This is a genomic window from [Collinsella] massiliensis, assembly GCF_002161605.1.
In the GTDB taxonomy this organism is placed as follows: domain Bacteria; phylum Actinomycetota; class Coriobacteriia; order Coriobacteriales; family Coriobacteriaceae; genus Enorma.
In genome coordinates this window covers 1-26975 of sequence record NZ_NFIE01000009.1, presented here as the reverse complement: position 1 = coordinate 26975, position 26975 = coordinate 1, and the positions used below count along the sequence as shown (strand labels likewise).

Here is a 26975-nt window from a genome sequence, read left to right as displayed (position 1 = left end):
ACCATGGGTTTGGTTCGAACTCCGGCGCACACGAGGAGCTTCCACATGAGTTTGTATCATAGTACACGTTCGCGAGCCATTTCCCGCACCTCGAAGGAGGCGATTCGCGAAGGCCTCGCACCGGATGGCGGGCTCTTCGTCTGCGACGCCCTGGGAGCGGAGAAATTCGAGGTCAGCCGCCTTGCCGAGATGTCGTACAGCGAGATCGCCCAGGCTGTGCTGCAAATGTTACTACCTGATTACACATCGGACGAGATCGCCGCGTGCGTACGCGAGGCCTACGAGGGCACCTTCGCGAGCCCCGAGGTCACGCCCCTCGTCCCGCTTGAGTCATTGGGGACGGGTTCAATTGACTCACCCGTCTCCGTACTCGAGCTCTTCCATGGCCCCACGAGCGCCTTCAAGGACGTCGCCCTGCAGATGCTGCCGCGGCTCATGGCGCGCGCGGGCGACGCGGACGGCGACGGGCGCGTGATGATCGTCACCGCGACCTCGGGCGACACGGGCAAAGCGGCGCTCGCCGGCTTCGCCGACGCTCCCGGCTGCGGCATCACCGTCTTTTACCCCGCCGGCAAGGTGAGCCACGTGCAGGAGCTGCAGATGACCACGCAGGCGGGCGGCAACGTGGCCGTCTGCGCCGTGCGCGGAAACTTCGACGACACGCAGAGCGCCGTGAAGCGCATCTTCGCCGATAGCGCGCTCGCGGAGCGCCTCGGCGCGGCGGGCTGGACGCTTTCGAGCGCGAACTCCATCAACGTGGGGCGCCTCGTGCCGCAGGTGGTCTACTACTTCGCCGCCTACGCGCAACTGCTGCGCGCGGGCACGATCGAGGTGGGCGACGAGGTCGAGTTCTGCGTGCCCACCGGCAACTTCGGCGACGTGCTCGCCGGGTACTACGCCAAGCTCCTGGGGCTGCCCGTGGCGAAGCTCATCGTGGCGAGCGACGCGAACAACGTGCTCTACGACTTCCTCACCACGGGCGTCTATGACCGCAACCGCCCGTTCTTCACCACGACCTCGCCCAGCATGGACATCCTCATCTCGTCGAACCTCGAGCGCATGCTCTACTACCTGAGTGACGGCGACTGCGAGCTCGTGGCCGCGCTCATGGCAGAGCTCGCCGAGACCGGCCGCTACGAGGTGCCGGCAGACCTGCTCGCGCGCATCCAGGAGGTGTTCGGCTGCGGCTGGGCGAGCGAGGCCGAGGTGAGCGACGCCATCCGCTCCTGCTGGGAGGGCCATGGCTACCTCATCGACCCGCACACCGCCTGCGGCTACCACGTGCTCGAGCGCACGCCCGCCGCGCCCGGCGCCCGCGCCCGCGTGCTGCTCTCCACGGCGAGCCCGTACAAGTTCCCGCGCGCCGTGGCCGAGGCGCTCGACCTCGCGGTTCCCGAAGACGATTTCGCCTGCATGGAGACGCTCGCCCAGGCGACCGGCACCATGCCGCCCGCGCAGCTCGCCAGCCTGCAGAGCGCACCGATCCTGCACGGCGACGTGGTCGATGTCGACGACATGGGCGCGTTCGTGGAGCGGGCAGCACTCGACCTGTAGACCCGGCGGCGCCCGGCTCACAGCACCCGGCATGTTTTCATCACTCGCAGACAGGGAGGACGATCACGCATGATCAAGGTAACCGTTCCGGCGACGAGCGCGAACCTGGGCATCGGCTACGACACGCTCGGCATGGCGGTGTCGCTCTACGCGCACTTCACCTTCGACCATGCCGACACGCTCACCATCACCGGCTGCCCCGAGGAGTTCCAGAACGAAGACAACATGGTCTACCAGGCGTTTGTCCAAGCGCTCAAGGCGTGGGGCAGGGAGCCGTTCCCCATCTCCATCGACATCGATACCCAGATTCCCGTCGCGCGCGGCCTGGGCTCGAGCTCGACCTGCGTCGTCGCGGGCATCATGGGGGCCGCCGCCCTCACCCGCCGCGCCGTGACGCGCGACGAGCTCGTGGCGCTCGCCGCGCAGATGGAGGGGCACCCGGACAACGTCGCGCCCGCGCTGCTCGGCGCCGCCGTCTGCTCGTTCACCCCCACCGGCGAGCTGCCGCGCTGCCTGCGCTACGCCGTGAGCGACCGCCTGCGCTTCGTCACCATCATCCCGCCGTACGAGGTGCACACGAGCGAGGCGCGCAAGGTCGTGCCGCAGGAGGTGCCGCTCTCCACCGCCGTGTGGCAGATGGGGCGCGTCGCCGGGCTCACGCGCGGGCTCGAGACCGGGGACACCGACCTCATCGCCGCAGCGAACGACGACCGCCTGCAGGAACCGTACCGCCGCGCGCTCATCCCCGACTACGACGCCATCCGGGCAACCTGCCTCGAGGGCGGCGCCAAGACGCTGTGGATCTCCGGCTCGGGCTCCACGCTCATGGCGGTGACCGACGACACCATCGTGGCGAAGTTTTTGCAGGTACGCCTGCGCGAGCAGTTCCCCGAATGCGAGACGCATATCCTCACCTGCGATAACGCCGGAGCGCAGATCGAGTACCTGTAGCAGGTGCGCGAAGGCGGCGGACCGGGATCGTCTCGGGGCGAATCGCTTCGAGTCACATGGCGCAGTGGCGTAACTCATCGCGCCTCCAGGCGGACACGGCTGGGTCACGTTGCTGGTCGCTACATGTATGGGTATAATTCACCCATAATAAGGAGGTAATTATGGCCACATGTGTTCCGATCAGCGAGCTCAAAGATAGCGCCGCATTTTCCAAAAAGGTTGCCCAAGCAGGCGAACCCGTCATCGTTACAAAAAACGGCTACGAGCAGTTCGTCGTCATCGACGCAAACCTATTTCGTGAGTTTCGCCGCGAAACGCCCGCGGAGCACCTCGAACGGCTCCTCCAAGAAGCGGATCGGGATATTCGCGCCGGCAGGATATCCGATATGAGTGCGGGCATCGAAGCGATTCGAGCGAAATATGGCTTGTAGGGTCGTTTGGACAGACCGCGCTCGTCAGGACCTCGAGGATATCATCGAATATATCGCAGTGACCCTCGCGAGCCCGCAAGCCGCGCGCGAACATTTGACAGCGTTTGCGGAGGCAGTCGACCGCATCTCACACAATCCAAAGCTCTATGCCATCTCGAGCCAACTCTCATGCGCGGCACGCAACCTGCGGGCGTGCTTCATCAAACGGTACGTGCTGCTGTATTCCTACCATGATGAAGAACTCGTCATCGTGAACCGCATCTTCTCCACCCTCCGAGACTATGCCTCGCTCATCGCGACAGCGGGGTCTGAAGAATAGAACAGCTCGTCGCTTGGCGCGATGCGCTGTATTCGGGCGTCGCCGCGCCGCGGCCGAACGTAGCGCCTCCGTTTGCGTGGCATTGCGGCGCAAATTGCACCTCACTAGGATGCTGGCGGGTGGCCGGCCGCGGTTTTTGATCGCATGCGCGTCTTTTCTGGTGATGGAATTCAGATATGCGCGATTGGACGGCCCGTCGGTGCTTCCATTAGCGGCTACAACCGACCGCCGTGCGCGCCGAGAGCAACAAAACCGCAGGATTCGCTTCGCCAGATTCGAGGCGGCGCCATTTCGTTCGGCAAATTTAGGCGCTCAGCGCCGCCGCATCGTGCATATCTGAATTTCACCACCAGAAATCGGCGGGCGCCATGCAAAAACCGCTTCCTATGCCCGCGCAAGGCCCTCCGCACGCGCCTCCTCGGCCACGGCAGCCGCCACGGCGGGCGCCACGCGCTCGTCGAAGGGCGACGGGATGATATAGTCCGGCGCGAGGTCATCGCCCACGAGCCCCGCGATGGCATGCGCGGCAGCGAGCATCATGCCCTCCGTGATGTCGCGCGCCCGCACGTCGAGCGCCCCGCGGAACACTCCGGGGAACACGAGCACGTTGTTGATCTGGTTCGGGTAGTCCGAGCGGCCAGACGCCGCGATGGCCGCGCCCGCGACGAGCGCCTCATCGGGCATGATCTCCGGCACCGGGTTCGCCAGCGAGAAGACGACCGCCCCGGGCGCCATGGAGCGCACCATATCCTGCGATACCACGCCTGCCACGGAAACGCCCACGAACACATCCGCGCCCGCGAGCGCATCGGCGAGGCTCCCCGTCACCCGCCGGGGGTTCGTGCGCGCAGCCATCCCCACCTGCGCGGGGTTCATCCCCGCCTTGCCCGGGTACAGCGCGCCGTCGATGTCGCACAGCACGATGTCGCGCACGCCCAGCCGCAGCATGAGGCGCGCGATCGAGATGCCGGCCGCGCCCGCGCCCGAGAACACCACGCGCACGTCCTCGATGCGCTTCCCCACCGCGCGGCATGCGTTGATGAGCGCGGCGCACACCGCGACCGCCGTGCCGTGCTGGTCGTCGTGGAACACGGGGATGTCGATGCGCTCCTTCAAGCGGCGCTCAACCTCGAAGCAGCGCGGCGCGGCGATGTCCTCGAGGTTGATGCCACCGAAGCTGCCGGCGATGTGCACGATGGTGTCCACGATGACGTCGACGTCGGTCGAGTCGATGCACAGCGGGAAGGCATCAACGTCGGCGAACGCCTTGAACAGCGCGCACTTCCCCTCCATGACGGGCATGCCCGCCACGCCGCCGATGTTGCCCAGGCCGAGCACCGCCGACCCGTCGGTGACGATCGCGACGAGGTTCCCCCGGCGCGTGTAGGTGTACGAGAGATCCGGGTCGCGCGCGATCTCGAGGCACGGCGCCGCGACCCCCGGCGTGTAGGCGACCGAGAGGTCTTCGCGCGTCTCGAGCGGAACGCGGTTCACGACCTCGATCTTGCCGCGCCACTCCGCGTGCTTCTGAAGTGCCAGCTCCTTGGTGTCCATCGCGTCCCAGCCTTTCCCTCGGGCAGCACGCGGCAGCGTGTGGCGTGCCGTGCCGAGCAACGGTTCTACGAGGAAAACTATACGCCGGAAGCGCGCCCGCGTGATGCGCGGAAGGGATAAAACACCACGATACATGCGTCCCTATCGGGCAGTGTTGCGGAGAACGGGCAAGCTCGCCCCGCGCCTCCCCTAATGCGCGTCACCGACCAGTTTGAGCCCGACCACGCAGGCGACGAGGCCCACGAGCAGTGCGATCTTAGCCGGAGATGCGGCCTCGGCGCCGGTGATCATGCTGTAGCCGACGGTGACCGCCGCACCGATGCCCACCCACACGGCATACGCCGTCCCAATGGGAATGCTCTTCACGGCATGGCTCAAGCCCAGCATGCTCACAGCGAGCGCAGCGAGGAAGATGATCGTCGGCAGCGGCTTCGTGAAACCCTCCGCCCGGTCGAGCGCGAGCGCCCACACGGCCTCCATCGCACCGGACGCAACCAGAACAAGCCAATCCATACGGACCCCTTTCCGCGCGCATGCCGCGCATCGATGCGCCGTCTTTGCGATCCTGGTACGGCTGCCATCGTCAGGGGCCTTTGGGCCGGAATCAGTATAGCAAACTCCCGTCGGGTGATTCGAGGCTCAGTCAGCGCGCAGGCATGCATCCACACCGTCAGGCCTCAATGTAAGCGGTCTTGCTCGCTCACCCGAGAACATGCCCGCAACGCGCCGATTCCGCTATTAGCCATACAGAAACAAGCCAAATATAGCCGATTACTGTATACTGCATGAGTAGGAGGACGAGATGAAGCTTTTAGAAGCACAGCAGCGTTTCAGCAAGCTCGAACAGGTCAAAAATGCGTATCGTTCTCGAGATATCGGATTGCTCCTCGATGAGCGGGGCGAGAAGCTCAGGAGCAGCATCAGGCGCCTGATAGACGCCCGTGTCATCGAACGCATTGCACGCGACCTGTACTGGCACCCCACGACCGCTCCAACCAGATACCAGCCGATTGAGGAAATTGCGGCGCTGCTGCGCTTCGGCTGCATCTGCTTCATCGGAATGGAAAGCGCCGCCTCGCGTTGGGGCATCATCTCACAGATTCCCGTCGACCGCCTTACGGTAGTGACCTCGGGCCGGGAAGGACTTTTCTGCACGCCGTTTGGCTCCATTGAGTATATTCACACGAAGGCAGATGCCTTCGAGATCACGGCGAATACAATCGAGGTTCCCGATAGCCCCCTGAAGCTGGCCACGAAACAATATACCGTCGCCGGCCTCAAACGAGCGCGCCGTTCACTCGACCTCATTATCTGGGAGGAGCTTGCGGATGAGCAGTAAAACCTTTTCAGAGTTCGCTCGCGCGGTCGCGCAGCGGCACCACCTTACGAGTCTCCTTCCCGTTGTGGAGAAGGAGCTCCTGCACTACGACATCCTCGCCGCACTCGACGCTTCCGAATGGCTGGGACGGCTCGTGTTCCAGGGGGGCACCTGCCTGAGGCTGTGCTACGGCAACGTGAGATACAGCGAAGACCTGGACTTCACCACCGCAGAAGAGCTTGATGCGGTTGACCTCGCGGGCTTTGCCAACGTGCTGTCGCGCGCCCTCGACGCGCAGTATCACCTCGGCATTCGCGTTAAAGAGCCTACGTCCATCAAGGCATTCGACGGAGGAGGCTCGCTGAAGCGCTGGCAGGTCATCGTCGACACCGCTCCCGAGCGTCCCGACCTTCCCTCTCAGCGCATCAAAATCGAGATTGCCCGGATCCCGTCCTACGATGCCGCCCCTCGCTTTCTATCAATCAACTACCCCGAACTGCCCCAATCGTTCGCAAACATGCTCGTACGCTGTCAAAGCACAGATGAGATTCTCGCCGACAAGCTCATCTCATTCGCCAACTCATCGCAAACGCCGCGCTATCGCGACCTCTGGGATATCCCGTGGATTATCGGAAACCGTAGTTGGCATGTTGACGAGGTCGCTCGCATGGTGAAGCTCAAACATAGCGATTACGGATGCGTGCAGCAGCTACCGGAGCTTTTAGCGTCCGGAGGGAAACGCGCTGCGGCGCTTGCGACATCACATGAATTCGCACAGCAGATGCAGCGGTTCATCCCTAGATCCTCGTACGATGCCACCCTCGGTCGCCCGAGATATGCGGAAGCGCTTGCGATTCGCATCAAAGAGACATACGGTGCCGTGATGCGCGAACTTCTCCTGTAATCGCACCGGCGCATTGGGTACGTCATGAGGGGTGAGGGCGTTTTGGACCACACAGTTCAAAACGGCACGCTCCCTGGACGAGTTGCTTATCATAAGACAGAACCAAGTATCACACGAAGATGGGATTGAGCCGCATGAGCGCACGACGTCATCCGCAGCGAACCGAGCGTCACGAAAAGTCCGCCCCCGCCTCCCCGCGCCGCGCCGCGCCCGCGCGCGCCCACCGCGACCCGGCGGGTCCCACGGCGCTCGGCCTCACGCGCGCGGATTTCCTGCCCACCACGCGCGCGGACATGGACGCCCGCGGTTGGGAGCAGTGCGACTTCGTCTACATCTGCGGCGACGCCTACGTGGACCATCCCTCCTTCGGCGCGGCGATCATCTGCCGGCTGCTCGAGTCGCATGGCTACAAGGTGGGCTTCATCGCCCAGCCCGACTGGCGCGACCCCGCGAGCATCGCCGCGCTCGGTGAGCCGCGGCTGGCCTTCCTCGTCTCGGCCGGCAACATGGACTCCATGGTGAACCACTACAGCGTGAGCAAGCACCGCCGCCGCACCGACGCCTACACGCCGGGCGGGCGCATGGGCGCGCGGCCCGACCACGCGACCATCGTCTACGGCAACCTCATCCGCCGCACGTTCAAGGACACACCCATCATCCTGGGCGGCATCGAGGCGAGCCTGCGCCGCCTCGCCCACTACGACTACTGGCAGGACAAGCTCAAGCGCTCCGTGCTGCTCGATTCCGGCGCGGACCTCATCATCTACGGCATGGGCGAGCGGCCGGTCGTGGAGCTCGCCGAGGCGCTCGACGCCGGCCTGCCCATCGACCAGGTCACCTACATCGACGGCACCGTGTACCGCACGCGCTCGATCGACGGCGTGTACGACGCCGTCACGCTGCCCAGCTGGGACGAGCTCGAAGTCGACCGCCTCACCTACGCGCGCAGCTTCAACGTGCAGTACGAGAACATGGACCCCTTCAGCGGGCATCGCCTGGTCGAGCCCTACCCGCACGGCGTCTACGTGGTGCAGAACCCGCCGGCGAAACCGCTCAGCCAAGCCGAGTTCGACGAGGCCTACGACCTCCCCTACACCCGCTGCTACCACCCGGATTACGAGGCCGACGGCGGCGTGCCCGCGCTCAAAGAGGTGAAGATGTCGCTCATCTCGAACCGCGGGTGCTTCGGCGAGTGCAGCTTCTGCGCGCTCACGTTCCACCAGGGGCGCATCGTGCAGGCGCGCAGCCACGAGAGCCTCATCGCCGAGGCGCGGCGCATCACCGAGGAACCGGACTTCAAGGGCTACATCAACGACGTGGGCGGCCCCACCGCGAACTTCCGCCAGCCTGCGTGCAAGAAGCAGCTCACGCGCGGCGCCTGCGTGCGCAAGCGCTGCCTCTGGCCGAGCGTGTGCCGGCAGATGGACGTGAGCCACGAGGATTACGTGCGGCTGCTGCGCGAGCTGCGCGCGCTTCCCGGCGTGAAGAAGGTCTTCGTGCGCAGCGGCATCCGCTTCGACTACCTGCTGGCCGACCCAGACCCCAAGCAGACGTTCCTGCGCGAGCTCTGCGAACACCACGTCTCCGGCCAGCTCAAGGTGGCGCCGGAGCACGTGAGCGACGCCGTGCTCTCCGTCATGGGCAAGCCGAGCCGCGCCGTGTACGACCGCTTCGTGGACGAGTACCGCCGCATGAACAAGCAGCTCGGCAAGAAGCAGTACCTCGTGCCCTACCTCATGTCGAGTCATCCCGGCAGCACGCTCAAGGAAGCCGTGGAACTTGCCGAATACGTGCGCGATATGGGCTACATGCCCGAGCAGGTGCAGGATTTCTACCCCACGCCGTCCACGATGTCGACCTGCATGTACTACACCGGCGTCGACCCGCGCACCATGAAGCCCGTCTACGTGCCGAAAACCGCGCACGAAAAGGCGCTCCAACGCGCGCTTATTCAGTATCGCAAACCCGAGAACTACGATCTGGTGCGCGAAGCTCTACAGAAGGCCGGACGCACCGATCTTATTGGCTTTGGTCCGAAGTGCCTCATCCGCCCCACGCGCCCGAACCCCGCGCGCAGTGGGACTCAGAGACCTGGTGCCAAAGTCTCACCGGGCAAGCGGAGCAGCGGGAACGGTGGCAAGCCCCAACGCGGTTCCGGCAAGCGCGGCGGCAACGCCCATGGCCGCAATCGCGCCGGCCAAGGCCGCGAAGCCAACCGCGGTGGCCACCGGAGCTAGTGGGACTTTGACACCAGGTCTCTGAGTCCCACTTAGCTAGCACATGCCCTCGTCGTCGAGCTGCGCGCAGGCTTTTTCGACCATCTCGCGCGTGATGGTTACTGAAGCGTATGCGCGGCGGCGCTCTCGGCACAACCAAGTACCTACCTCATCGGGCGTCATCGTAGAAATGCGCGACCGGGAGAAGCCACCCTTATCGCGCGTGACGACGCAGTCTGCACCGATCTTCTTCGCTGCCTGGTACACCAAGCAGTCCTCAAAATCGTCCCATGACGCTTGCGCAGCGTTAAGAATATCGTCTCCGTCTATCGAAACGACGTGCAGAAACGATGCTGCCGCGCAAAATGCCTGTTGGATATCGGCAGCCGGGATATGACGCGATAGCACGTAAAACACGTCGGTAAACGACTTCGCCGAAGCCCAGAGCTCGAACTCCCCGTACCATTCCGCGATGCGCAGCGAGTTGCATGCCTCAAAGAACGGTTCTCGGCGGCCGAAATAATCGATGAGCACGCAGGTATCAAGCAAGAGCTTCATAGTCCGCCTCTCGCGCCGCCGCGATATACGCCTTGTAGTCGCCGCCGTCGATCGCGTCCCACGCGGATGACGGCACGCCCACCGTCGACTGCGCGATGGAGGCCACAAGTGCGTCGAGCGATGCCGCGTCGGGCATGGCATCGCTTCGATTCTCTTCACCGGGCTCTACCTGCGGAAGCTGCCGTTTTGCTATAACGTATTCATACGCGCTGCGGATGAGCTCACTCGGCGTAGACCCCAACTGCGCAAGCACCTTGTTGCCCTGTCGGCGGATCTCCGGGGCGATGCGCGCGGAAACGAGATCGGACATGAGCGCCTCCTTCTCCTGGTAGTATTGGAGACAGCTCTAGTGTAATACGTATTACAGACTGTAACAAGGTCATTTGGGAACGCGTTTCGCACCCGTCCCCAAATGAGTCATTCTGGCGGAGCGGAAGCGGAGACGGTGCCCTGCCAGCTAGGACGGGCAACGTCTCCGCCGTATTTGGTATGCCTATTCGTTGTCGCCGGCGGTCAACTGCGTCGCGGAGAGCGCACCGTCTGTATCGCCCTGCTCCGCCGCCTCGGGCCACACCCAATCGGTGAATGCCGGGTGATCGAAGCCCAAGCGCACGTTTGCCGACCCGTCGCTTCCCGCATCGCTGCTCGGAATGAACCCCAATTGGTTGCTGCGCGAAACACAGGTCTTCGGTACGCTCTTCGAAGAGCCTTGCGTGCACGACGTTCGTATATATTGCACGGCTCTGGGGCTGATTCCCGAGCCATACGTGTACTACTACGGCGACGCGGATGGTTTGGAAGTCGATATCATCATCGAGCTGCCCGACGGCAGGTGGGGGCGTTCGAAGTCAAACTCAGCGAGGAAAAGGTGGCAGCGGCGGAAAAGAACCTGCTCCGGCTGAAAGACAAAATCGCGCGCAACCCCGCAGCGCGAAACGCCGAGCCCTCGTTTTTAGCCGTGCTGGTCGGAAAGGCCTCATACATGTGGAAGATGCCGAGCGGCGTGTACGTCATCCCCATCACGGAATTCGGGGCGTAGGGAGATAGATAATGCACGTTTGGGACGGGTATAAAACGTGCGCCAAGAAAGCGATGGCCGGCTGCATATCCGCCACCGACCACCGCTCAGTCAAGCGCTGTTTTTCTTCACGCAACTCCCAGCGCTAGTCCAAGTCCTCGCCATTTGACGCGATGACCTTCTTATACCAGTAGAAGCTGTCCTTGCGAATGCGATCGAACGTGCCGGTACCGTCATCATGACGATCAACGTAAATAAAGCCGTACCGTTTATGCATCTCGCCGGTCGACGCGCTCACCAGGTCAATGCAGCCCCACGGTGTGTAGGCGCGCAGATCGACACCGTCGGCAATAGCGGCCTTCAGCGCCTCGATATGCGCACGGAGATACTCGATGCGATACGGATCGTGGATGGATCCATCCGGCTCGACAATATCCGTCGTTCCCAACCCGTTCTCCACCACCATGATGGGAATCTGATAGCGCCCATAAATCTCGTTGAGCAGGTAGCGCAGGCCGATAGGATCCATCGACCAACCGTACTCGGAATACTCGAGATACGGGTTCTTCACACCGAGCGACATGTTCGCCGCCCCATCCTTCTCCACGCCCTCGTGCGTCGTAACGCACGAGGTCGAGTAATAGGAGAAGCTGAAGAAATCGACAGTTCCGAGCTTCAGATCTTCAACGTCTCCATCGCCCCATGCAAGCTCGATCCTATCGTCGTTCCAGATGCGCTGCGCGTACGGCGGATATGCCCCGCGCACCATAACGTCACCGCAGTACCAGAACATGTTCTGTGCCTTCTGCTGGCAGGCGAGGACGTCGTGTGGGTCACAGGTAAGAGGATAGTCGCAGAATGAGCAAATCATGCAGCCCACTTGGTAGTCCGGATCGATTCGATGGGCAGCGCGCACCGCTCGCGCACTCGCTACGAACTGGTTGTGCAGCGCTTGATAGCTCTTCTGCATCATGCCCGCCGCGTGCTCGGGCGCGAACGTCTTGGCGACAAGCTGGCTGTTGATCTCGTTGAAAGTGAGCCAATACTTCACCAAGCCGCGATACTCCGTGAAGATCGTCTGCACGAAGCGGTCGAAAAGTCCGATCACCTCGCGATTCGACCAGCCGCCAAGCTCCTCCTCGATATAGAGCGGGGTATCGTAATGGCATATCGTCACGAGCGGTTCGATGCAGTGCGCCTGGAGCTCTTGGAACACCGACCGATAGAATGCCAAGCCCGCCTGGTTAGGCGCGGACTCAATGCCCCTGGGAAAGATACGCGACCAGCTGATCGACATCCGAAGCATCTTGAAACCCATTTCGGCAAAGAGCGCTATATCCTCTTTGTATCGGTGATACGCATCGACAGCGTCATGGCTGGGATAGTACTCACCATCGACGACCACACGCTTCGCGCCCTCGGGTTCGGGGGCGAACGGTGCGACCTTGACTACGCGTCCATCCGACAGCTGCATCGTGGTAAAACGCGGCGTCACCTTGTTCCCGCTGAGCGTCATATCGAGCGGAATCGGCCCACGGCCATCCTCGTTCCAACCGCCCTCGCATTGGTTCGCCGCCGTAGCACCACCCCAGAAGAACCCTTTTGGAAATGACGTGCCCATATGCACCGTCCTTTCGCCGTTGTCCAAAAACGGCGCCGGAAAGCGAACACCGGCGCCGAGAAAATGAGCCTACTTGCCTGCGGATGCTGTCTCCGCCTGCTCGTTCTCCAAGCACTGCTTGTCGTAGATGCGCACGAACGGCGAATAGACCAGATAACCCACAACGAAGGCGACGATGGGAATGAAGATGTTCTGCCACGCCATGGAACCAAGGACTTCTTGCATGAACACCGGCAAGGCGGTCATGATCAGCACGTATCCCGGCTGGAGGAAGCCGACCATATAACCCAGATAAATAATCAGCATGGTAATGAGACCGTTAAGGATAAATGGAACGGCGAGGATGGGATTGTACATGATCGGGGCACCAAAGAGCATGGGCTCGGAGATATTGAAGACTGCCGGAACGACGCCCGCCTTGCCCACAGCTCGAAGCTGCGCGGACTTCGAGCGCAGGCAGCAAATCGCCAGAGGCAGCACGTTGCCCGTGCCCCCAACGGTCGTTAGAGCGCCGAAGAGCATAACAGCGCTGAACACCGGCGCGGCACCGGATGCCACCAGCTCCGCATTGACCTGGTAGGCACCCATGAGCACGGGAAACACGATGGCGTTGGTAATGGCGGTCCCGTGAATGCCCATACTCCACAACAGCATGCAGATAAAGCCCAAGACGAACATGCCGGGAACGGAAATGAGCGCACCGAGCGGCACAGAAAGCAACCCGATGATGAGAGCGGGGATGCTTGCGCTAAGGATGTTTTGGCACAGCGTGTTCAAACCGCACCACAACACAATATTGATTACGAGAGGAATGAGTGCCGCGAACGAGTCACCCAAAAACGGCGGGACAGAATCGGGCATCTTAATGGTCACGTTGTGGTCGGTGCAAAACTTGATGATGCGCACGACTACGAGCGACATAATGATGGCCGTAAACAAGCCAGTAGCGCCGAGGAATGAGGTGTCGAGCACCGTCAGAGCCGAGCCGTCCTCGAGCACGACGGAGTGTGCGGGACTCGCCACCATAAGGAACAGGAACATGGAAACGAAGCCGTTGGCGAGCTCCTTACCAATGCCAAGGGACTTCGAATATGAATAGGCGATGCCAAATGCCACGGCAACCGAGACGAGCCCCAGCGTCATGTTATACGGGAGCTGAAGCCACTGATACACCGTGTCTGTCGCCTGCAAGACACCGGTAAGACTCAAGAGCGTTGCGATGATGGTGAAAATGGAGCCGGCGAGGATGAGGGACATCGTACCCATCATGCCGTTGCTGATTGCGTTGAGCGCGTTGTTGGACTGGAACTTCCCACCCAGCGTCTGCAGCTTCTGCATGACGGGGTTTTCGTATAACTTGTTCAGGCTTGCCATGCGTATGCACCTACTTTCCTAGAAGCTCATCAATGAGGTCGAAGATACTCTTGCAATTTCCCATGCCGTAGTCCTGCGGGGGAATCACGGCAACGGGAATGCCGCCGACCATAGCCTCGACGTTAGCTTTCTGATAGGCGACCTGTGGGCCCATGAGCACGCAATCGACGCCGCCGCAGGCATCCTTCGCGTTTGCCCAACCCGTCGCGCTGATGCTGAACTCGATCCCTTGTTCCTCGGCATACTTCTCGAGCTTCTTCATGAGAATGCTCGTTGACATACCAGCAGCACAGACCAGCAAGACCTTCATGAGGGCTCTCCTTTCCCGATACGTTGTTTTGGGTCTAAGCGACACCGCGCTACCCCGCGCGATCTACCTTCTCCTTGTGCAGGTACACGAGCTCCTCAATGAGCTCCTGCGCGAGCATGGCGGTCATGAGATGATCCTGTGCGTGCACGAGCATCACATCAACGGGCGTGTGGTCGCCGTTAGCTTCCTTCACCAGCAACTTCGTTTGCTGCTCGTGAGCTTCGAGACCTGCCGTGCGCGACTGCTCGAGCAACTCATCCGCGCGGACGAAGTCATGCTCACGCGCCGCTGCGAGCGCTTCGAACGCAAGGCTTCGAGCCTGGCCAGCGACTGCAATGAGGCCGAACGAAATCGCTTCGCAACCGGTGAGAGCATCTTCTTCCATATGATCAACTCCTTCCAATATCGAACCCTTCCGCTGTCCGGTAAGGTGCACCTAACCGGATATGGAGATGCGGGCATCCCCGCAGGATGTATCAAGCGGGTGAAGAGGCTTGTGGTGACGCAGCTTCGAACCCGTTCGCGAGCTGCACCAAGCAGTCCCAGCTCTGATCGCTCACAAGACGCGCCACGGCGGCACCATCCATAAAGAACTCCGCCAAGATGCTGAACAGCCGGTCGAGTTCGCGGCCTGCGCTGCGGGCAAACGAAATGAGAAACACCGCCTGCACCGTGGTGCCGCGCTCATCCCATACGACCGGCTTGTCGAGGAGAGCGACCGCGATAAACGTTTCATCGCTCACCGGCTCCAGGGGATGCGGCATCGCGACGTTATTGCCGAAGGACGTTGCCGTCACGCGCTCGCGCTCGCAAACGAATTCTTCCAGGCGCGCATCGACCGTACGCACCCTTCGAATCTGCTCGCACAATTCATGGAGCACGCTGTCCTTCGTAGAACACGGGAGATGTGGGAAGAACAGCCGCTCGTCGAACGTGCGCGCGAGCAGACCCGTTGGTACGCCGTGACGTAGCAGATCGCGCATGCCGACGATCTCCTCGTCGTCGAAGAAGTAGGCGACTTCGCGAACCGGCACGGGCAGGGAGCGCCCGAGCGGCACTGTCGTGAACACGTAGTCGATGCCAGCAAGATCCATCTGATCGAGATGCATGACGTCACAGGTCACGATTTTGTCGACATATTCACCAAACTCACGACGGCACCGATATTCGAGCAGACGTGCGGAACCGGCACCGGTGGCGCACACCACGAGGATATTCTTCTTTCCCGGCGCGGTCTTCTGGCGTTCAAGCGCGAGGGCGAAGGCAAGTGCCATGTAGCCGGTTTCCGCTTCGGAGGGAATCGCACCGTAATGGACACGCAGCACCTCATCTGCCTCCACCGCAAGCGACCATGCGAGCAAGTAGCGCGCTTTGATGTCGGCGAGGATGGGGTTGTCGATCTGCAAGTGATACTGCAGACGCACGGCAAGCGGCACGATATGCCGGGCGAGGTTCATGCGTAGCTCGAGATCAGCTCTGAAATCGATATGGAATACCTGCCAGATACGATCGAGCATCTCGCCTACCACATCCCAGACCTCGTCCGAGATCACCAGGTTTTCCTCACCGTCGGAAGCCGACCACAGCGTCTGTTTCCCCGCTAGATGAATGGCTAGGTAGGCAACTTCTTCCTGAGGTAGCTCGACCCCTGCTGCAGCGCCAATCTGGTCGGCGATATCCTGTGCCACCGACCATTCGCGCGAAGCCCTGATCTTCTCTACATGCTCGGTTTCCGCCGGCATATAGTGTCCCGAGCGAATGCGGACGAGCGCCACAGCGATGTGCACGAGTAGGTTTTGATAGGCAACGGCGTTGATATGGAAATCGTGGCCCGCAATCGCGCCGTCGACGGTTTCAGCGATAACCTGCAAAAGGTGACGCTGGTCGATGGAATTAGCAGGCAGGGTGACATCGCTATCATCCGCATCATGCGTTGCAATCGCCTCGTCGAACTCACCGCGCATCATCGATGCGGCGAGGCATAAACGACGAGCAAGCTCTGATCCCTCAACACGCACTCCGTAGTGAGGCCGCCGCGCAAGCGAAAGGCCATACGCCTCAAGCGTGCGCTCAACCTGTTTGAGGTCACCTGTGATAACGCTTCGCGACGCAAACAACATCTCCGAAAGCTCATCGAGCGTAATCCAGGTGCTGCGAGATAGCAAATCGTTGAGCAGGTACGCGACGCGCTCTTCACGGGTCTGGGGAATGCCGTCGCGCTGCAACTCTTCTTCATCTGTTAGATACGCATCGAAAGCGTCGCGATCTTGGATATCGACCGAATATCCTCGATTCCGGACAAGGTCGATGGAGGCCACGGCCGCGAGGTCGTCGTTCGCCTGCTTTACATGGCTGCGCAGGGTTCGAACGCTTATGCCGAGAGCCTCGGCAGCTTCGGAAGGGGTCACGCCAGGATGTTCTGCAAGATAGCGAACAGCGTTTGCCGTCTGCATGGCGCACCCCCTCCCCGTTTGCGAAGCTGCATGCGTTGCAATTTCTTCTTGATTAGTATCCTACTGGGAGGATTGCGCAAGTTCCATCTGAACCGTTCGCCGCTTCAAGCGGAAAGCGACACCAGAATGACTCATTTGGGGACGCGTTTCGCACCCGTCCCCAAATGAGTCATTCTGGCGGAGCGGAAGCGGAGACGCTGCCCAGCCAACTCGGTCGGGCAGCGTCTCCATCATGTCGATGCACCTATTCGTTGTCGCCGGCGGTCAACTGCGTCGCGGAAAGCGCGCCGTCGGCGTCGCCCTGCTCCGCCGCCTCGGGCCACACCCAATCCGTGAACGCCGGGTGATCGAATCCCTCGTCAACCGCGAACTGGAACGCCTCCTCACGAAACGCCTCCCACGCCGAGATTTGCTCGGCGAACACGTCCGCATCGCCGCGCACGGCACCCACCAGGCGCAGCGCGTCGGCCGCGAGCTCCCAGCGATCCATGTTGTTCAGGCGCAGCATGTCGAACGGTGTGGTCGTGGAGCCTTTCTCCTCGTAACCATGCACGCGCCAGGCATCGTGGCCGGGACGGTCCCACACCAAGCGTCGGATAGTGCCCGCATAGGCATGGAAGCAAAAGAGCACCGGCTTCTCGCCCGTGCCGAAGAACTCAGCGAAGCGCTCATTGCTGATAGCGCGGTCGTTCTCGCTCGCGTTCTGGATCTTGAGCAGATCGACGACGTTCACGAACCATACCTTGACACCGAGCTCGCGCAGCATGTCAGTCGCCGCAAGCGCTTCGAGCGTGGGAACGTCGCCGCAGGTCGCCACTACCAGGTCCGCATCGGCGAGCGAATCCGCTGTACACGCCCAGCGCCACACGGCGAGCCCCTCGTCGAGCTCCGCCACGGCCTCGTCCACCGTGCTGAACGTCGGCGCAGGCTGCTTGCCGCAGAAGATGGCGTTCACGCAGTTCGTGGACTGGTACACGCGCTGCGCCACCGCGAGAGCCATGTTGGCATCCGCCGGGTAGTAGGCGTTCACCACGTGCGTATCGTTCGCCTTGTTGAGCAACAGGTCGATGAAGCCAGGGTCCTGGTGCGAGAACCCGTTGTGATCCTGGCGCCAGCAGTGGCTCGAGAGCAGGATGTTCAGCCCCGCGATGGGCGCGCGCCACGGAATCTCGCGCACGGTCGCTTCGAGCCACTTGCAGTGCTGGTTGACCATGGAATCCACCACATGGATGAAGCTCTCGTAGCTCGACCACACGCCATGGCGGCCGGTGAGCACGTACGCCTCGAGCATGCCCTCGCACTGATGCTCGGACAACTGCTCGATAACCTTGCCCTGGCTGGCGAGGAGCTGGTCGTTGGCCTCGTCCGCGTAAAAGCCGCCCTCCCACTGCTTACGCGTCACGTCGTAGGCGGCCTGCAGGCGGTTCGAAGCGGTCTCGTCCGGACCAAAAATGCGGAAGTCGTCGAGATTCTGTGCAAGCACGTCGGCCGTGTAGGCACCGAAGACGCGCGCCGCCTCGGTCTGCCCCCAGCCGTGGCCGTGCTCGGCGACCGGCACCTCATGCGCGTGGATGTCTGGCAGCGTGAGCTCTCGGCGCACCGTGCCACCGTTAGCGTTGGGGTTCGCGCCCAGGCGCAGATCGCCTTCCGGCATGAACGCGGTCACTTCGGGACGGATTTGGCCCTCGGGCGTGAAGAGTTCCTCAGGTGTGTAGGAGCGCAGCCAGCCGCGCAGCACGCGGAAGTGCTCGCGCGTGTCCTTCGCCGAGGCAAGCGGCACCTGGTGCGCACGCCACGAATCCTCGGTCTTCTTGCCGTCGATGTGCTTGGGGCACGTCCAGCCCTTGGGCGTGCGGAACACGATCATGGGATAGACGGGGCGCGTCGCCTCACCGCCGGCGTCTACCTGCGCCTGCGCACATGCCTTGATGTCACAAATCTCGTCGAACACCTGCTCCAGGAGCTCGGCGAACCGGCGGTGGATCGAGGCATGGCTCTCATCGTCAAAGCCAGCAACGAACACATGCGGGTTATAACCCATGCCGCGGAAGAACTGCTCGAGTTCCTCGTCCGAGATGCGCGCGAGAATTGTGGGGTTCGCGATCTTGTAGCCGTTGAGGTGGAGAATCGGCAGAACGATGCCGTCCGTCGCCGGGTTGACGAGCTTGTTCGCCTGCCAGCCCGTAGCCAAGGGACCGGTCTCCGCCTCGCCGTCGCCCACCACGGCCACGGCAAGCAGGCTCGGGTTGTCGAGCACCGCGCCGTAAGCATGGGAGAGCGTATAGCCCAGCTCGCCGCCCTCGTGGATAGAACCGGGCGTCTCTGGCGCGAAGTGGCTCGGGATACCGCCGGGATAAGAGAAGCGGCGGAAGAACGTCTGCAGTCCGGCCTCATCGTCGGTGATCTCGGGGTAGCGCTCGCGATAGGTGCCGTCGAGGAGGCTCTGGGCAGTCCCCGCCGGGCCGCCGTGGCCGGGACCCATGAGGAAGATGGCGTTCTGCTGGTGATCGGCGATGAGACGGTTCGTGTGTCCCATGAGGAAGTTGATACCCGGCGTGGTGCCCCAGTGACCCACGAGGCGGTGCTTCACGTCCGCGCGACCGAAATCACGCACCTCGCCGGTTTTCTCGTCCACGAAATCTTTGCGCATGAGCGGGTTGCTGCGCAGATAGATCTGGCCGACAGCAAGGTAGTTCGCGCACCGCCAATACTTCTCCACGCCCTCGAGCGCGGCGTCCGACACAGGCGCGCCCAGTTTCTTCCACGGCGTTCCGATCACAGGCTGAGCCATACCGACCTCTTTCTCGTGCATACTGTGTTACCGGTTTGATTATACGAATATACGTACATTTGACTAGAGGGAATTTGCAAGGTTTTGGTAAGGAGCTGAAATGGGTTGCACAGAAGCAATTTGACGAGCATGCGCGGCGCGCGAAACACTTGCCAGTAACGTCGCGTTCCTATGCGTCGAGCTCGACCTCGATATGGTAATGGTCGGCTCGATAGTAGGTCGTCACGAACTCACGCGGCACGCCCTGCGTGTCGAAGGAGATGCGCTTACTAAAGAGCAGCGGCTCCCCGACCTCGATCTTCAGCAGATAGGCGAGTTCCTCGTCGGCCACGATCGCGTGAATCTCCTGCGTGGCCTGGCGCCAGCGCACATGCAGCTTATCGCTAATGTAGGCGCGCAGCGACTCGCGCGAGAAGTCGCGGTTGATGGCGTCGGGCAGAAACGCGCGCTCGAAGTAGTTGATCTCGAGGTACAGCGGGCGCTCCCCGCTATAGCGCACGCGGCGCAGACGGTACACATCCGCGCCCTCGTCAAGGCGGAGCGCTTGGGCAATCTCACCGCTTGCAGGAATGATCACCGCGTCGACGAGGCGTTTCTGTGCGATGACCCGGTCGTCGCTGCTTTTCTTCAAGAAACTCGTCACGTGGGTGAGGTCGGACTTCGGGCGGCTCGCGATGACCTCCGACCCGATGCCGCGGCGTTTGCTGATCATGCCGTTATCGGAGAGCATCTCCATCGCCCGCCGCGCCGTCGCGCGCGAAACGCCGTACTGCTCCATGAGCTCGGATTCCGATGGAATGAGGTCGCCCACGGCGTACACGCCGCTGATGATGTCTTGGAACAGGATGTCGTACAGCTGACGGTACAGTTGCTCCTTGCCGCTGAAATCCAATGGTGTGGCCACGTGCTCCCCTTGAACGTCCGTATATTTGGACTCTTTGGCTGTACATTTCAGCCATTACGAGCGTACCACAACCGCACCATGCGGCGGGCGGACGCCCTCAACCGGCGGCAGGCCCGCGCTTCCCAAATGATAATTTCAGTACCAGGTACTGAAATAATCACTACAGGCAAGCGGCCTCGATACGGCGCTTGAGCTCGTCGATACCCTGCCCGGTCTCGGAACTCGTCACGATGATGTCTTCCGCAGGCACGTTGAGCTGTTGTTTTATCGCTGCAAGCTGCTGGTTCTGCTTGCCGCGGCTGAGCTTGTCCGCCTTGGTAAGCGCCACCACAAACGGCAGCTCGCTTTCCTGCAAAAACGCGATCATCTGATGGTCGAGCGCACTCGGATCGTGGCGGATATCCACGAGCGAGACCACCAGGTTGAAGCTGCGCTCGAGGTCGAAGAAATCGCCGATGAGCTGCGCCCAGCGGTCGCGCTCCGCCTTGGAGCGACGGGCGAAGCCATACCCGGGCAGGTCGACGAAGTGCACGCCGTCCGCCTCGAAGAAGTTCACGTTGCTCGTCTTGCCCGGCGTGCTCGAAACCTTCACCAAGCCCTTGCGACCGAACAGCTTGTTCATGATGGAGGACTTGCCCACGTTCGAGCGGCCGACGAAGCTCACCTCCGGGCAGGTGGACGGCGGGATCTGCGATGCCTTGCCGTAGCTCGCCACGAAGTGCGCGCGTTGGTAGTTGATGGTATCGGCCATGATGGGTCCCCTATCGAAATGATAAAAAGCAGCCTGTCTGGATGGTATCAGTCGAGCTTCGCGACGATGTCGAGCACGATCTCGCTCGCGCGGCGCGCATAGCCGTCCACGTCGAAGCTTCGCTCGCAAAACGCGTCGTACGCCTCGTCGCAGTTGTCCGAGATGGCGCGCAGCACAAGGCAGGCGGCGCCGTTCTTCGCGGCGATGTGCGCGACGGCCGCGCCCTCCATCTCCGCGCAGTCCGCCGCCGTCTCCGCGACCACGGCCGCGCGCAGGGCGGCACCCGTCACGAAGCGATTGCCCGTGGCGATGGTTCCCCGCAGGTAGACGGGGGTGTCCGCGACGGCCTCGCCGGCTGCGTTGCCCGTGCCGGCCGGGCGCCGGCCGCCGTCCTCGATGGCCGCGTAGCCGCGGGCGCGGAGCACCTGCTCGGCGAGGTCGACGAGCTCGGGCGTGGAGGCGAACTCCTCGAGCCCGGGCGCGGACTCCGCGATGAGCGCGGTGTCGGTGTCCGTGTAGCGCAGCCGCTCGCCGATCACGATGTCGTCGATGTGCAGCGCCGGGTTGAGGCCGCCCGCGATGCCCGAGAAGATCACGGTGCCGGCGTCGTACACGCTCAGCAGCAGTTGCGTCGCGGCGGCCACGTTCACCGTGCCCATGCCGGCCACCGTCGCCACGACCTCGCGTCCGCCCAGCATGCCGCGCGCGATGTGCAGGCCGCCGCGCTCCTCCCACACGGGATCCCCGAGCGCGTCGTAGATGTGGCGCACCTCCTGCTCGAGCGCCCCGATGATGGCGATGGTCGCTGCCATGGCTGCCCCTTCCTGTCTCTGCGCGTTTCCGCCGGCGCGCTTCAAGCCGAAGCCGATGGCCCGAGGCGAATCGGACGCGATGCTTCGCATCCGCCCCGGTTGCACCGGAAGACGCATTTGGGACGGTTTCGGCGCATCACCAGGCAAATCAAAGCGCGCATCTGTGCATATGAGTTGCAAAACTTCCCCTCTATAGTAAGCGAAGGGGACATTCCGCAGGAAAGGAGTCCAGCGAATATGGAAAACGTTCTTTTGGGTGCGCTCGAAGCCGGCGGGACGAAGATGGTCTGCGCGACGGGCTTCGCCGATGGCACGGTGGTCGAATCCGAACAGATCCCCACCACGACGCCTGCGGAAACCGCCGCCGCCTGCGCCGCGTGGTTCCAAGACAAGGGCATCGCCGCGCTCGGCATCGGCGCGTTCGGTCCCACCGCCGTGAACCCCGCGTCGCCGCGCTACGGTCAGATCTTGAAGACGCCCAAGCCCCATTGGAGCGATTTCGACCTGCTCGGCGCCCTCGCCGGGCCGCTCGGCATCCCCTGCGGCTACGACACGGACGTGAACGTCGCCTGCCTGGGCGAGGCCACGTTCGGCTGCGCGCAGGGGCTCGACACGGTGCTCTACCTCACCATCGGCACCGGCGTGGGCGCCGGCGTGCTCTCGAGCGGCAACCTCATGCACGGCATGATGCACCCCGAGGCCGGCCACGTGCCCATGAAGCCCGACCCGCGCGATCCCATCGCGACGGACAGCTCCTGCCCCTTCCACCCGAGCTGCCTCGAGGGGCTCATCTCCGGCGCGGGCATCAAGAAGCGCTGGGGAAAGAGCGGCGGCGAGATGGCCGACGAACCCGAGGCGATGGACATCCTCGCCGGGTACCTAGGCCAGGCGCTCGCGATCTACATCCTGTGCTACTCGCCGCAGAAGATCATCATCGGCGGCGGCGTGGCCGACCACACGCCCATCGTGGAGCTCGCGCGCCCGAAGGCGGCGGAAGCGCTGAACGGGTACATCGTCACGCCCGAGATGGACGACCTCGAGCACTACATCGTGCGCAACTCGCTCGACGGCCAGCAGGGCATCATGGGATGCCTCGAGCTCGCGCGCCGCGCGCTCGAACAATAGCGCGGCAGCGAGCCGAAGCGGGGGGCGGCAAGCGAAGACTGGCGGGTGCGCTGACCGCGCGTCGACACGGCTGCCGACGCCCCCGGCATTATCGCCGACCGTCGGCGCCCCCCGTGCCCAGCCCCGGCGCCCCTACGCCCCTGACCGCGCCGCCTTCATGCCGCGCAGCACGGCCTGGCGCAGCTCGGGGATGCGCGCCTTGTCCATGGCGGGAACGTCGGCGAGGCGGTACGGCATGCCGAGCCGCTCGTACTTCACCACGCCCATGGTGTGGTACGGCAGCATCTCGAGGCCGACGACGTTGCGCCACGGCGCTATGAGCCGGCCGAGCCGCTCGCATTCCTCAACCGAATCCGTATACCCGGGTACCACGACGTGGCGGATGACCACGGGTATCCCGCGCCGCGCCAGCTCGTCGCCGAAGGCCAGGATGCGCGCCGCGCTGCGCCCCGTAAGCTCGCGATGCACCGCGGGGTCGGCATGCTTGATGTCGAGCAGCACCAGGTCGCACGCCCCAAGCAGGGCGTCGAAGCGCTCGGGCGCGGCAGGGTCGAAGGCGATGCCGCTCGTGTCCAGGCAGGTGTGGATGCGGCCGTGCGGGCTGTCATGCGCCGCCGTGAAGAGCGCCCCCACGAAATCCGGCTGCAGCAGAGGCTCGCCGCCCGAGACCGTGATGCCGCCCGAGCGGTAGAACGCGTGGTTGCTCTCGAAGAGCTCCAAGATGTGCTCGACGCTCGCCGGCGTGCCCGCATCCGCGCCCGCCGCCCAGGTATCGGGGTTATGGCAGTACGCGCAGCGCATGGGACAGCCCTGGCAGAACACCACGAGGCGAATCCCCGGGCCATCCACCGTGCCCATCGTCTCGATGGAATGAATGCGGCCGAGCGGGAACCGCGACGCCGCGTCCCCCGCGAGCGCATTGAGCTCAACCTTCGCCATGAACACCCCTTTCCCAGCCGTGAGCCATTGGGGACGGGTTCGTTTGACTCACTGAGTCATTTGAACCCGTCCCCAATGACTCAGCAACGAGCCGACCGCAGGCACGTGGCTGCGACCGGCTCGCTCGGGCGCCGCAGCGCCGCGGCACATGACGGCTCGCGCCGCCTGCTTACATTTGCTCGTGGAAGGTGCGGCTGATGACCTCGTCCTGCTGCTCCTTCGTGAGGTTGTGGAAGTTGACCGCATAGCCCGAGACGCGGATGGTGAGCTGCGGGTACTTCTCCGGATGCTGCTGGGCGTCGATGAGCGTGTCGCGGTTGAACACGTTGACGTTCAGGTGGTGGCCGCCCTTCTGCGCATACGCGTCGATCATGCTCACGAGGTTATCGGCCTGAGATTGGGGAACATCCTTGACCTGCATGTCGGTCTCCTTTCGCATTAATTGATAACGCCATCATAGCATTTCTATCCGCCGCGGCGGGGCGAAGCGTCGGCTCACGTCGGCTTTCTACCTCGCCGCGGCATCAAGTTCCTAGCAGTCGCCGCAGCAGGGCGCCGGGTTCTCGAACGCCACGTCGCCCAGGTCGATCTCGCCCAGGTCGATGTCACCGAAGAACACCTCGTCCTCCTTGCCGAGCGCGCCCGGGATGATGGAGAACGTGTTGGAGATGCCGTCCTGCGCGTCGCGGAACGGCAGCTTCGCCACGGAGCTCAGGCTCGCGATGGCGCCGTGCGTGTCGCGCTGGTGCATGGGGTTGGCGCCGGGCGCGAAGGGCACGCCGGCCTTGCGGCCGTCCGGCGTGGCGCCGGTCTTCTTGCCGTACACCACGTTCGAGGTGATCGTGAGCACCGACGTGGTGGGCACGGCGTTGCGGTACGTGTCGTTGCGGCGTACGAACTCCATGAACTCGTGCACGATGTCGTGGGCGAGCCGGTCCACGCGGTCGTCGTCGTTGCCGTACTTGGGGAAGTCGCCCTCGATCTCGAAGTCCACGATCACGCCGTCCTCGTCGCGCACGGGGTGCACCTTGGCGTACTTGATGGCCGAGAGCGAGTCGGCCACGACGGAGAGGCCGGCGATGCCCGTGGCGAACCAGCGGTGCACGTGATGGTCGTGCAGCGCCATCTGGATGGCCTCGTAGCAGTACTTATCGTGCATGTAGTGGATGATGTTGAGCGTGTTCACGTACACGCCGGCGAGCCAGCGCATCATGTCGCGATACTTGCTCATGACGTCGTCGAAGTCGAGCGTGTCGCCCTCCACCGGGCGGTACGCCGGACCCACCTGCTTCTTCGACACCTCGTCCACGCCGCCGTTGAGCGCGTAGAGCAGGCACTTCGCGAGGTTCGCGCGGGCGCCGAAGAACTGCATCTCCTTGCCCACGCGCATGGAGCTCACGCAGCACGCGATGGCGTAGTCGTCGCCGTGGTAGACGCGCATGACGTCGTCGTTCTCGTACTGGATGGACGAGCTCGCGATGGAGGTCTTCGCGCAGAACTCCTTGAACGCCTGCGGCAGGCGCGTGCTCCACAGCACCGTGAGGTTGGGCTCGGGCGAGGTGCCCATGTTCTCGAGGGTGTGCAGGTAGCGGTAGCTCATCTTGGTGACGAGCGTGCGGCCGTCCACGCCCATGCCGCCGATGGACTCGGTGACCCACTGCGGGTCGCCGCTGAACAGGTTCTGATACTCGGGGGTGCGCGCGAACTTGACCATGCGGAGCTTCATGATGAAGTGATCCACGAATTCCTGGATCTGCTCCTCGGTGAAGGTGCCGCGACGCAGGTCGCGCTCAGCGTAGATGTCGATGAAGGTCGAGGTGCGGCCGATGGACATGGCGGCGCCGTTCTGCTCCTTCACCGCGGCGAGGTAGGCGAGGTACATCCACTGGATGGCCTCCTGCGTGTTCTCCGCCGGGCGCGAGATGTCGAAGCCGTAGATCTTGCCGAGCTCGATGAGCTGGTGCAGGGCGCGGATCTGATCGGCGAGCTCCTCGCGGTCGCGGATGACGGCCTCGGTCATGGTGCTCGGCGTCGCGGCCTTCTGCGCCTCCTTGTCGCGGATGAGGAAATCCACGCCGTAGAGCGCAACGCGGCGGTAGTCGCCGATGATGCGGCCGCGGCCGTAGCCGTCGGGCAGGCCGGTGATGATATGGGCGGAGCGGCAGGCGCGCATCTCGGGCTTGTAGACGTCGAACACGCCCTGGTTGTGCGTCTTACGCTTGTTGGTGTAGATGTCCACGACCTCGGGGTCGACCTCGTAGCCGTGCTGCGCGGCGGCCTGGCAGGCGATGCGGATACCGCCGTTCACGTGCAGGGCGCGCTTGAGGGGCTTATCGGTCTGCAGGCCGACGATCGTCTCGAGCTCGGGGTGCTCGGCGTCGATGTAGCCCGCCGGGTGCGACGTGATGCCGGTCACGACCTTGGTGTCCATATCGAGCACGCCGCCCTTGGCGCGCTCCTCCTCGAGGAGGCCGAGCACCGTGTTCCAGAGCTGCTTCGTGCGCTCCGTGGGACCCACGAGGAATGACTCGTCGCCCTCGTACGGTGTGTAGTTGCGCTGGATGAAATCGCGGACATCGACCTCGTCGGTCCAGGTGCCGCCCTCGAACCCTTCCCAAGCTTCCTGCATCGTGTTACCACGCTCCTTACGCGCTTCGCATCGGTGTAGGGGAACGCGATTGCAGCGCCGCGTCGACGCTCGCGGAACGTTTCCAACCGTTCACCGAATCGTATGGGGTTCGAGCATACCACGGAGGGGCGGGCGGCACGTGCGCGCGGGGCAATTGCCAAAAAATTCACCTTTGGTAACTTTTGCGGGGTGACCGGAGGGTGCTATTTCCCGTGTTTCGCCGCTTCGGCGGCGTCCGTCGCCTCGGCCGCAACCCAAAGTGCGCGAAACGAACGGTTTATACGGGGGTGGCCGAGTAGCCGGGAAAACGACAACCTCGCTACCTGCACTGATAATTTGCAATATGGTCGTACCGCCGTTCGGCGGATACCATGTCGGTACGCGGCGCGGTGACCCATCTACCTGCTGGCGCCCCCGCGGGGCCGCCTTCAAAGCGACCTGTC

26 protein-coding genes are annotated in these 26975 nt (G+C 63.1%); 10 read left to right on the top strand and 16 right to left on the bottom strand.

From position 1 onward, the window contains the following. The first annotated feature begins 45 nt into the window (after positions 1-45). From thrC to B5G02_RS04910, 4 genes are all read left to right on the top strand, one after another. Complete coding sequence (gene thrC, locus B5G02_RS04925; protein WP_094335393.1) at positions 46-1554, top strand: threonine synthase; 1509 nt, start codon at positions 46-48, stop codon at positions 1552-1554. Positions 1555-1623: 69 nt separating this feature from the next. Further along, on the top strand, positions 1624-2505 hold the full coding sequence (gene thrB / locus B5G02_RS04920) for a homoserine kinase (RefSeq protein WP_019239315.1): 882 nt from the start codon (positions 1624-1626) through the stop codon (positions 2503-2505). 161 nt (positions 2506-2666) lie between these two features. Then, positions 2667-2936 carry a type II toxin-antitoxin system prevent-host-death family antitoxin gene (locus tag B5G02_RS04915; protein ID WP_094335392.1) on the top strand — a complete coding sequence of 90 codons (270 nt, stop codon included), beginning with the start codon at positions 2667-2669 and terminating at the stop codon, positions 2934-2936. Next, complete coding sequence (locus B5G02_RS04910; protein ID WP_094335391.1) at positions 2926-3255, top strand: type II toxin-antitoxin system RelE/ParE family toxin; 330 nt, start codon at positions 2926-2928, stop codon at positions 3253-3255. The genes B5G02_RS04915 and B5G02_RS04910 overlap by 11 nt, the downstream gene beginning before the upstream one ends. A 384-nt stretch (positions 3256-3639) precedes the next feature. On the opposite strand, the gene B5G02_RS04905 is transcribed toward B5G02_RS04910, so the two are convergent. Together B5G02_RS04905 and B5G02_RS04900 are read right to left on the bottom strand one after the other, a co-directional pair. Continuing rightward, positions 3640-4809: an NAD(P)-dependent malic enzyme gene (locus B5G02_RS04905; protein WP_094335390.1), complete on the bottom strand. Its 1170-nt coding sequence runs from the start codon at positions 4807-4809 to the stop codon at positions 3640-3642. Positions 4810-4998: 189 nt separating this feature from the next. Next, the gene (locus B5G02_RS04900; protein WP_019239319.1) at positions 4999-5322 is read right to left on the bottom strand and encodes a DMT family transporter; all 324 of its coding nucleotides are present in this window, start codon (positions 5320-5322) and stop codon (positions 4999-5001) included. A 289-nt stretch (positions 5323-5611) separates the two neighbouring features. Between B5G02_RS04900 and abiEi the strand changes: the two genes are divergently transcribed. The 3 genes from abiEi to B5G02_RS04885 all read left to right on the top strand — a co-directional run bounded on the left by abiEi (position 5612) and on the right by B5G02_RS04885 (position 9268). After that, the gene (abiEi, locus tag B5G02_RS04895; protein ID WP_019239320.1) at positions 5612-6148 is read left to right on the top strand and encodes a type IV toxin-antitoxin system AbiEi family antitoxin; all 537 of its coding nucleotides are present in this window, start codon (positions 5612-5614) and stop codon (positions 6146-6148) included. Continuing rightward, on the top strand, positions 6138-7031 hold the full coding sequence (locus B5G02_RS04890) for a nucleotidyl transferase AbiEii/AbiGii toxin family protein (protein ID WP_019239321.1): 894 nt from the start codon (positions 6138-6140) through the stop codon (positions 7029-7031). Before abiEi ends, B5G02_RS04890 begins: the two co-directional genes overlap by 11 nt. 134 nt (positions 7032-7165) lie before the next feature. Next, positions 7166-9268 carry a YgiQ family radical SAM protein gene (locus tag B5G02_RS04885; protein ID WP_094335389.1) on the top strand — a complete coding sequence of 701 codons (2103 nt, stop codon included), beginning with the start codon at positions 7166-7168 and terminating at the stop codon, positions 9266-9268. 36 nt (positions 9269-9304) lie between these two features. Here the strand turns inward: B5G02_RS04885 and B5G02_RS04880 are convergent, their stop codons facing one another. Both B5G02_RS04880 and B5G02_RS04875 read right to left on the bottom strand, forming a co-directional pair. Further along, positions 9305-9805 carry a type II toxin-antitoxin system VapC family toxin gene (locus B5G02_RS04880; protein WP_019239323.1) on the bottom strand — a complete coding sequence of 167 codons (501 nt, stop codon included), beginning with the start codon at positions 9803-9805 and terminating at the stop codon, positions 9305-9307. Next, positions 9789-10115, bottom strand: a complete 327-nt coding sequence (locus B5G02_RS04875; protein WP_019239324.1) for a type II toxin-antitoxin system RelB/DinJ family antitoxin — start codon at positions 10113-10115, stop codon at positions 9789-9791. The genes B5G02_RS04880 and B5G02_RS04875 overlap by 17 nt, the downstream gene beginning before the upstream one ends. Before the next feature lie 340 nt (positions 10116-10455). Between B5G02_RS04875 and B5G02_RS10305 the strand changes: the two genes are divergently transcribed. Next, the gene (locus tag B5G02_RS10305) at positions 10456-10707 is read left to right on the top strand and encodes a hypothetical protein (RefSeq protein ID WP_071784281.1); all 252 of its coding nucleotides are present in this window, start codon (positions 10456-10458) and stop codon (positions 10705-10707) included. After that, positions 10674-10844 carry a hypothetical protein gene (locus tag B5G02_RS04865; protein ID WP_232385513.1) on the top strand — a complete coding sequence of 57 codons (171 nt, stop codon included), beginning with the start codon at positions 10674-10676 and terminating at the stop codon, positions 10842-10844. Before B5G02_RS10305 ends, B5G02_RS04865 begins: the two co-directional genes overlap by 34 nt. A gap of 124 nt (positions 10845-10968) precedes the next feature. On the opposite strand, the gene B5G02_RS04860 is transcribed toward B5G02_RS04865, so the two are convergent. The 9 genes from B5G02_RS04860 to B5G02_RS04820 all read right to left on the bottom strand — a co-directional run bounded on the left by B5G02_RS04860 (position 10969) and on the right by B5G02_RS04820 (position 21839). Further along, positions 10969-12444: a family 1 glycosylhydrolase gene (locus tag B5G02_RS04860; protein ID WP_019239327.1), complete on the bottom strand. Its 1476-nt coding sequence runs from the start codon at positions 12442-12444 to the stop codon at positions 10969-10971. Positions 12445-12513: 69 nt separating this feature from the next. Further along, complete coding sequence (locus tag B5G02_RS04855; protein ID WP_019239328.1) at positions 12514-13818, bottom strand: PTS sugar transporter subunit IIC; 1305 nt, start codon at positions 13816-13818, stop codon at positions 12514-12516. Positions 13819-13828: 10 nt separating this feature from the next. After that, positions 13829-14128 carry a PTS sugar transporter subunit IIB gene (locus B5G02_RS04850; RefSeq protein WP_019239329.1) on the bottom strand — a complete coding sequence of 100 codons (300 nt, stop codon included), beginning with the start codon at positions 14126-14128 and terminating at the stop codon, positions 13829-13831. Between the two features lie 49 nt (positions 14129-14177). Next, positions 14178-14513, bottom strand: a complete 336-nt coding sequence (locus B5G02_RS04845; RefSeq protein ID WP_019239330.1) for a PTS lactose/cellobiose transporter subunit IIA — start codon at positions 14511-14513, stop codon at positions 14178-14180. 91 nt (positions 14514-14604) lie between these two features. After that, a complete protein-coding gene (locus B5G02_RS04840; protein ID WP_019239331.1) occupies positions 14605-16581 on the bottom strand; it encodes a BglG family transcription antiterminator in 1977 nt (658 codons plus the stop codon). Between the two features lie 244 nt (positions 16582-16825). Continuing rightward, positions 16826-19372 carry a phosphoketolase family protein gene (locus B5G02_RS04835; protein ID WP_026089019.1) on the bottom strand — a complete coding sequence of 849 codons (2547 nt, stop codon included), beginning with the start codon at positions 19370-19372 and terminating at the stop codon, positions 16826-16828. Between the two features lie 169 nt (positions 19373-19541). After that, positions 19542-20276 carry a GntR family transcriptional regulator gene (locus B5G02_RS04830; RefSeq protein ID WP_232385514.1) on the bottom strand — a complete coding sequence of 245 codons (735 nt, stop codon included), beginning with the start codon at positions 20274-20276 and terminating at the stop codon, positions 19542-19544. A gap of 160 nt (positions 20277-20436) precedes the next feature. Next, entirely contained in the window at positions 20437-21027 is a 591-nt protein-coding gene (yihA, locus tag B5G02_RS04825) for a ribosome biogenesis GTP-binding protein YihA/YsxC (protein ID WP_019239334.1), read from the bottom strand. A 47-nt stretch (positions 21028-21074) separates the two neighbouring features. Continuing rightward, on the bottom strand, positions 21075-21839 hold the full coding sequence (locus tag B5G02_RS04820) for a 5'-methylthioadenosine/S-adenosylhomocysteine nucleosidase (protein WP_094335388.1): 765 nt from the start codon (positions 21837-21839) through the stop codon (positions 21075-21077). A gap of 237 nt (positions 21840-22076) precedes the next feature. On the opposite strand from B5G02_RS04820, the gene B5G02_RS04815 reads away from it, so the two are divergent. Continuing rightward, positions 22077-22964 (top strand): ROK family protein, encoded by an 888-nt coding sequence (locus tag B5G02_RS04815; protein ID WP_094335387.1) that lies wholly within the window; start codon positions 22077-22079, stop codon positions 22962-22964. Between the two features lie 132 nt (positions 22965-23096). Here B5G02_RS04815 and pflA read toward each other — a convergent pair whose 3' ends face one another. The 3 genes from pflA to pflB form a co-directional block, all read right to left on the bottom strand. Next, a complete protein-coding gene (gene pflA, locus B5G02_RS04810; RefSeq protein WP_094335386.1) occupies positions 23097-23903 on the bottom strand; it encodes a pyruvate formate-lyase-activating protein in 807 nt (268 codons plus the stop codon). Between the two features lie 169 nt (positions 23904-24072). Next, a complete protein-coding gene (grcA3, locus tag B5G02_RS04805; protein WP_019239338.1) occupies positions 24073-24324 on the bottom strand; it encodes an autonomous glycyl radical cofactor GrcA3 in 252 nt (83 codons plus the stop codon). 111 nt (positions 24325-24435) lie between these two features. Beyond that, on the bottom strand, positions 24436-26532 hold the full coding sequence (gene pflB, locus B5G02_RS04800; RefSeq protein WP_019239339.1) for a formate C-acetyltransferase: 2097 nt from the start codon (positions 26530-26532) through the stop codon (positions 24436-24438). Positions 26533-26975: the final 443 nt, after the last annotated feature.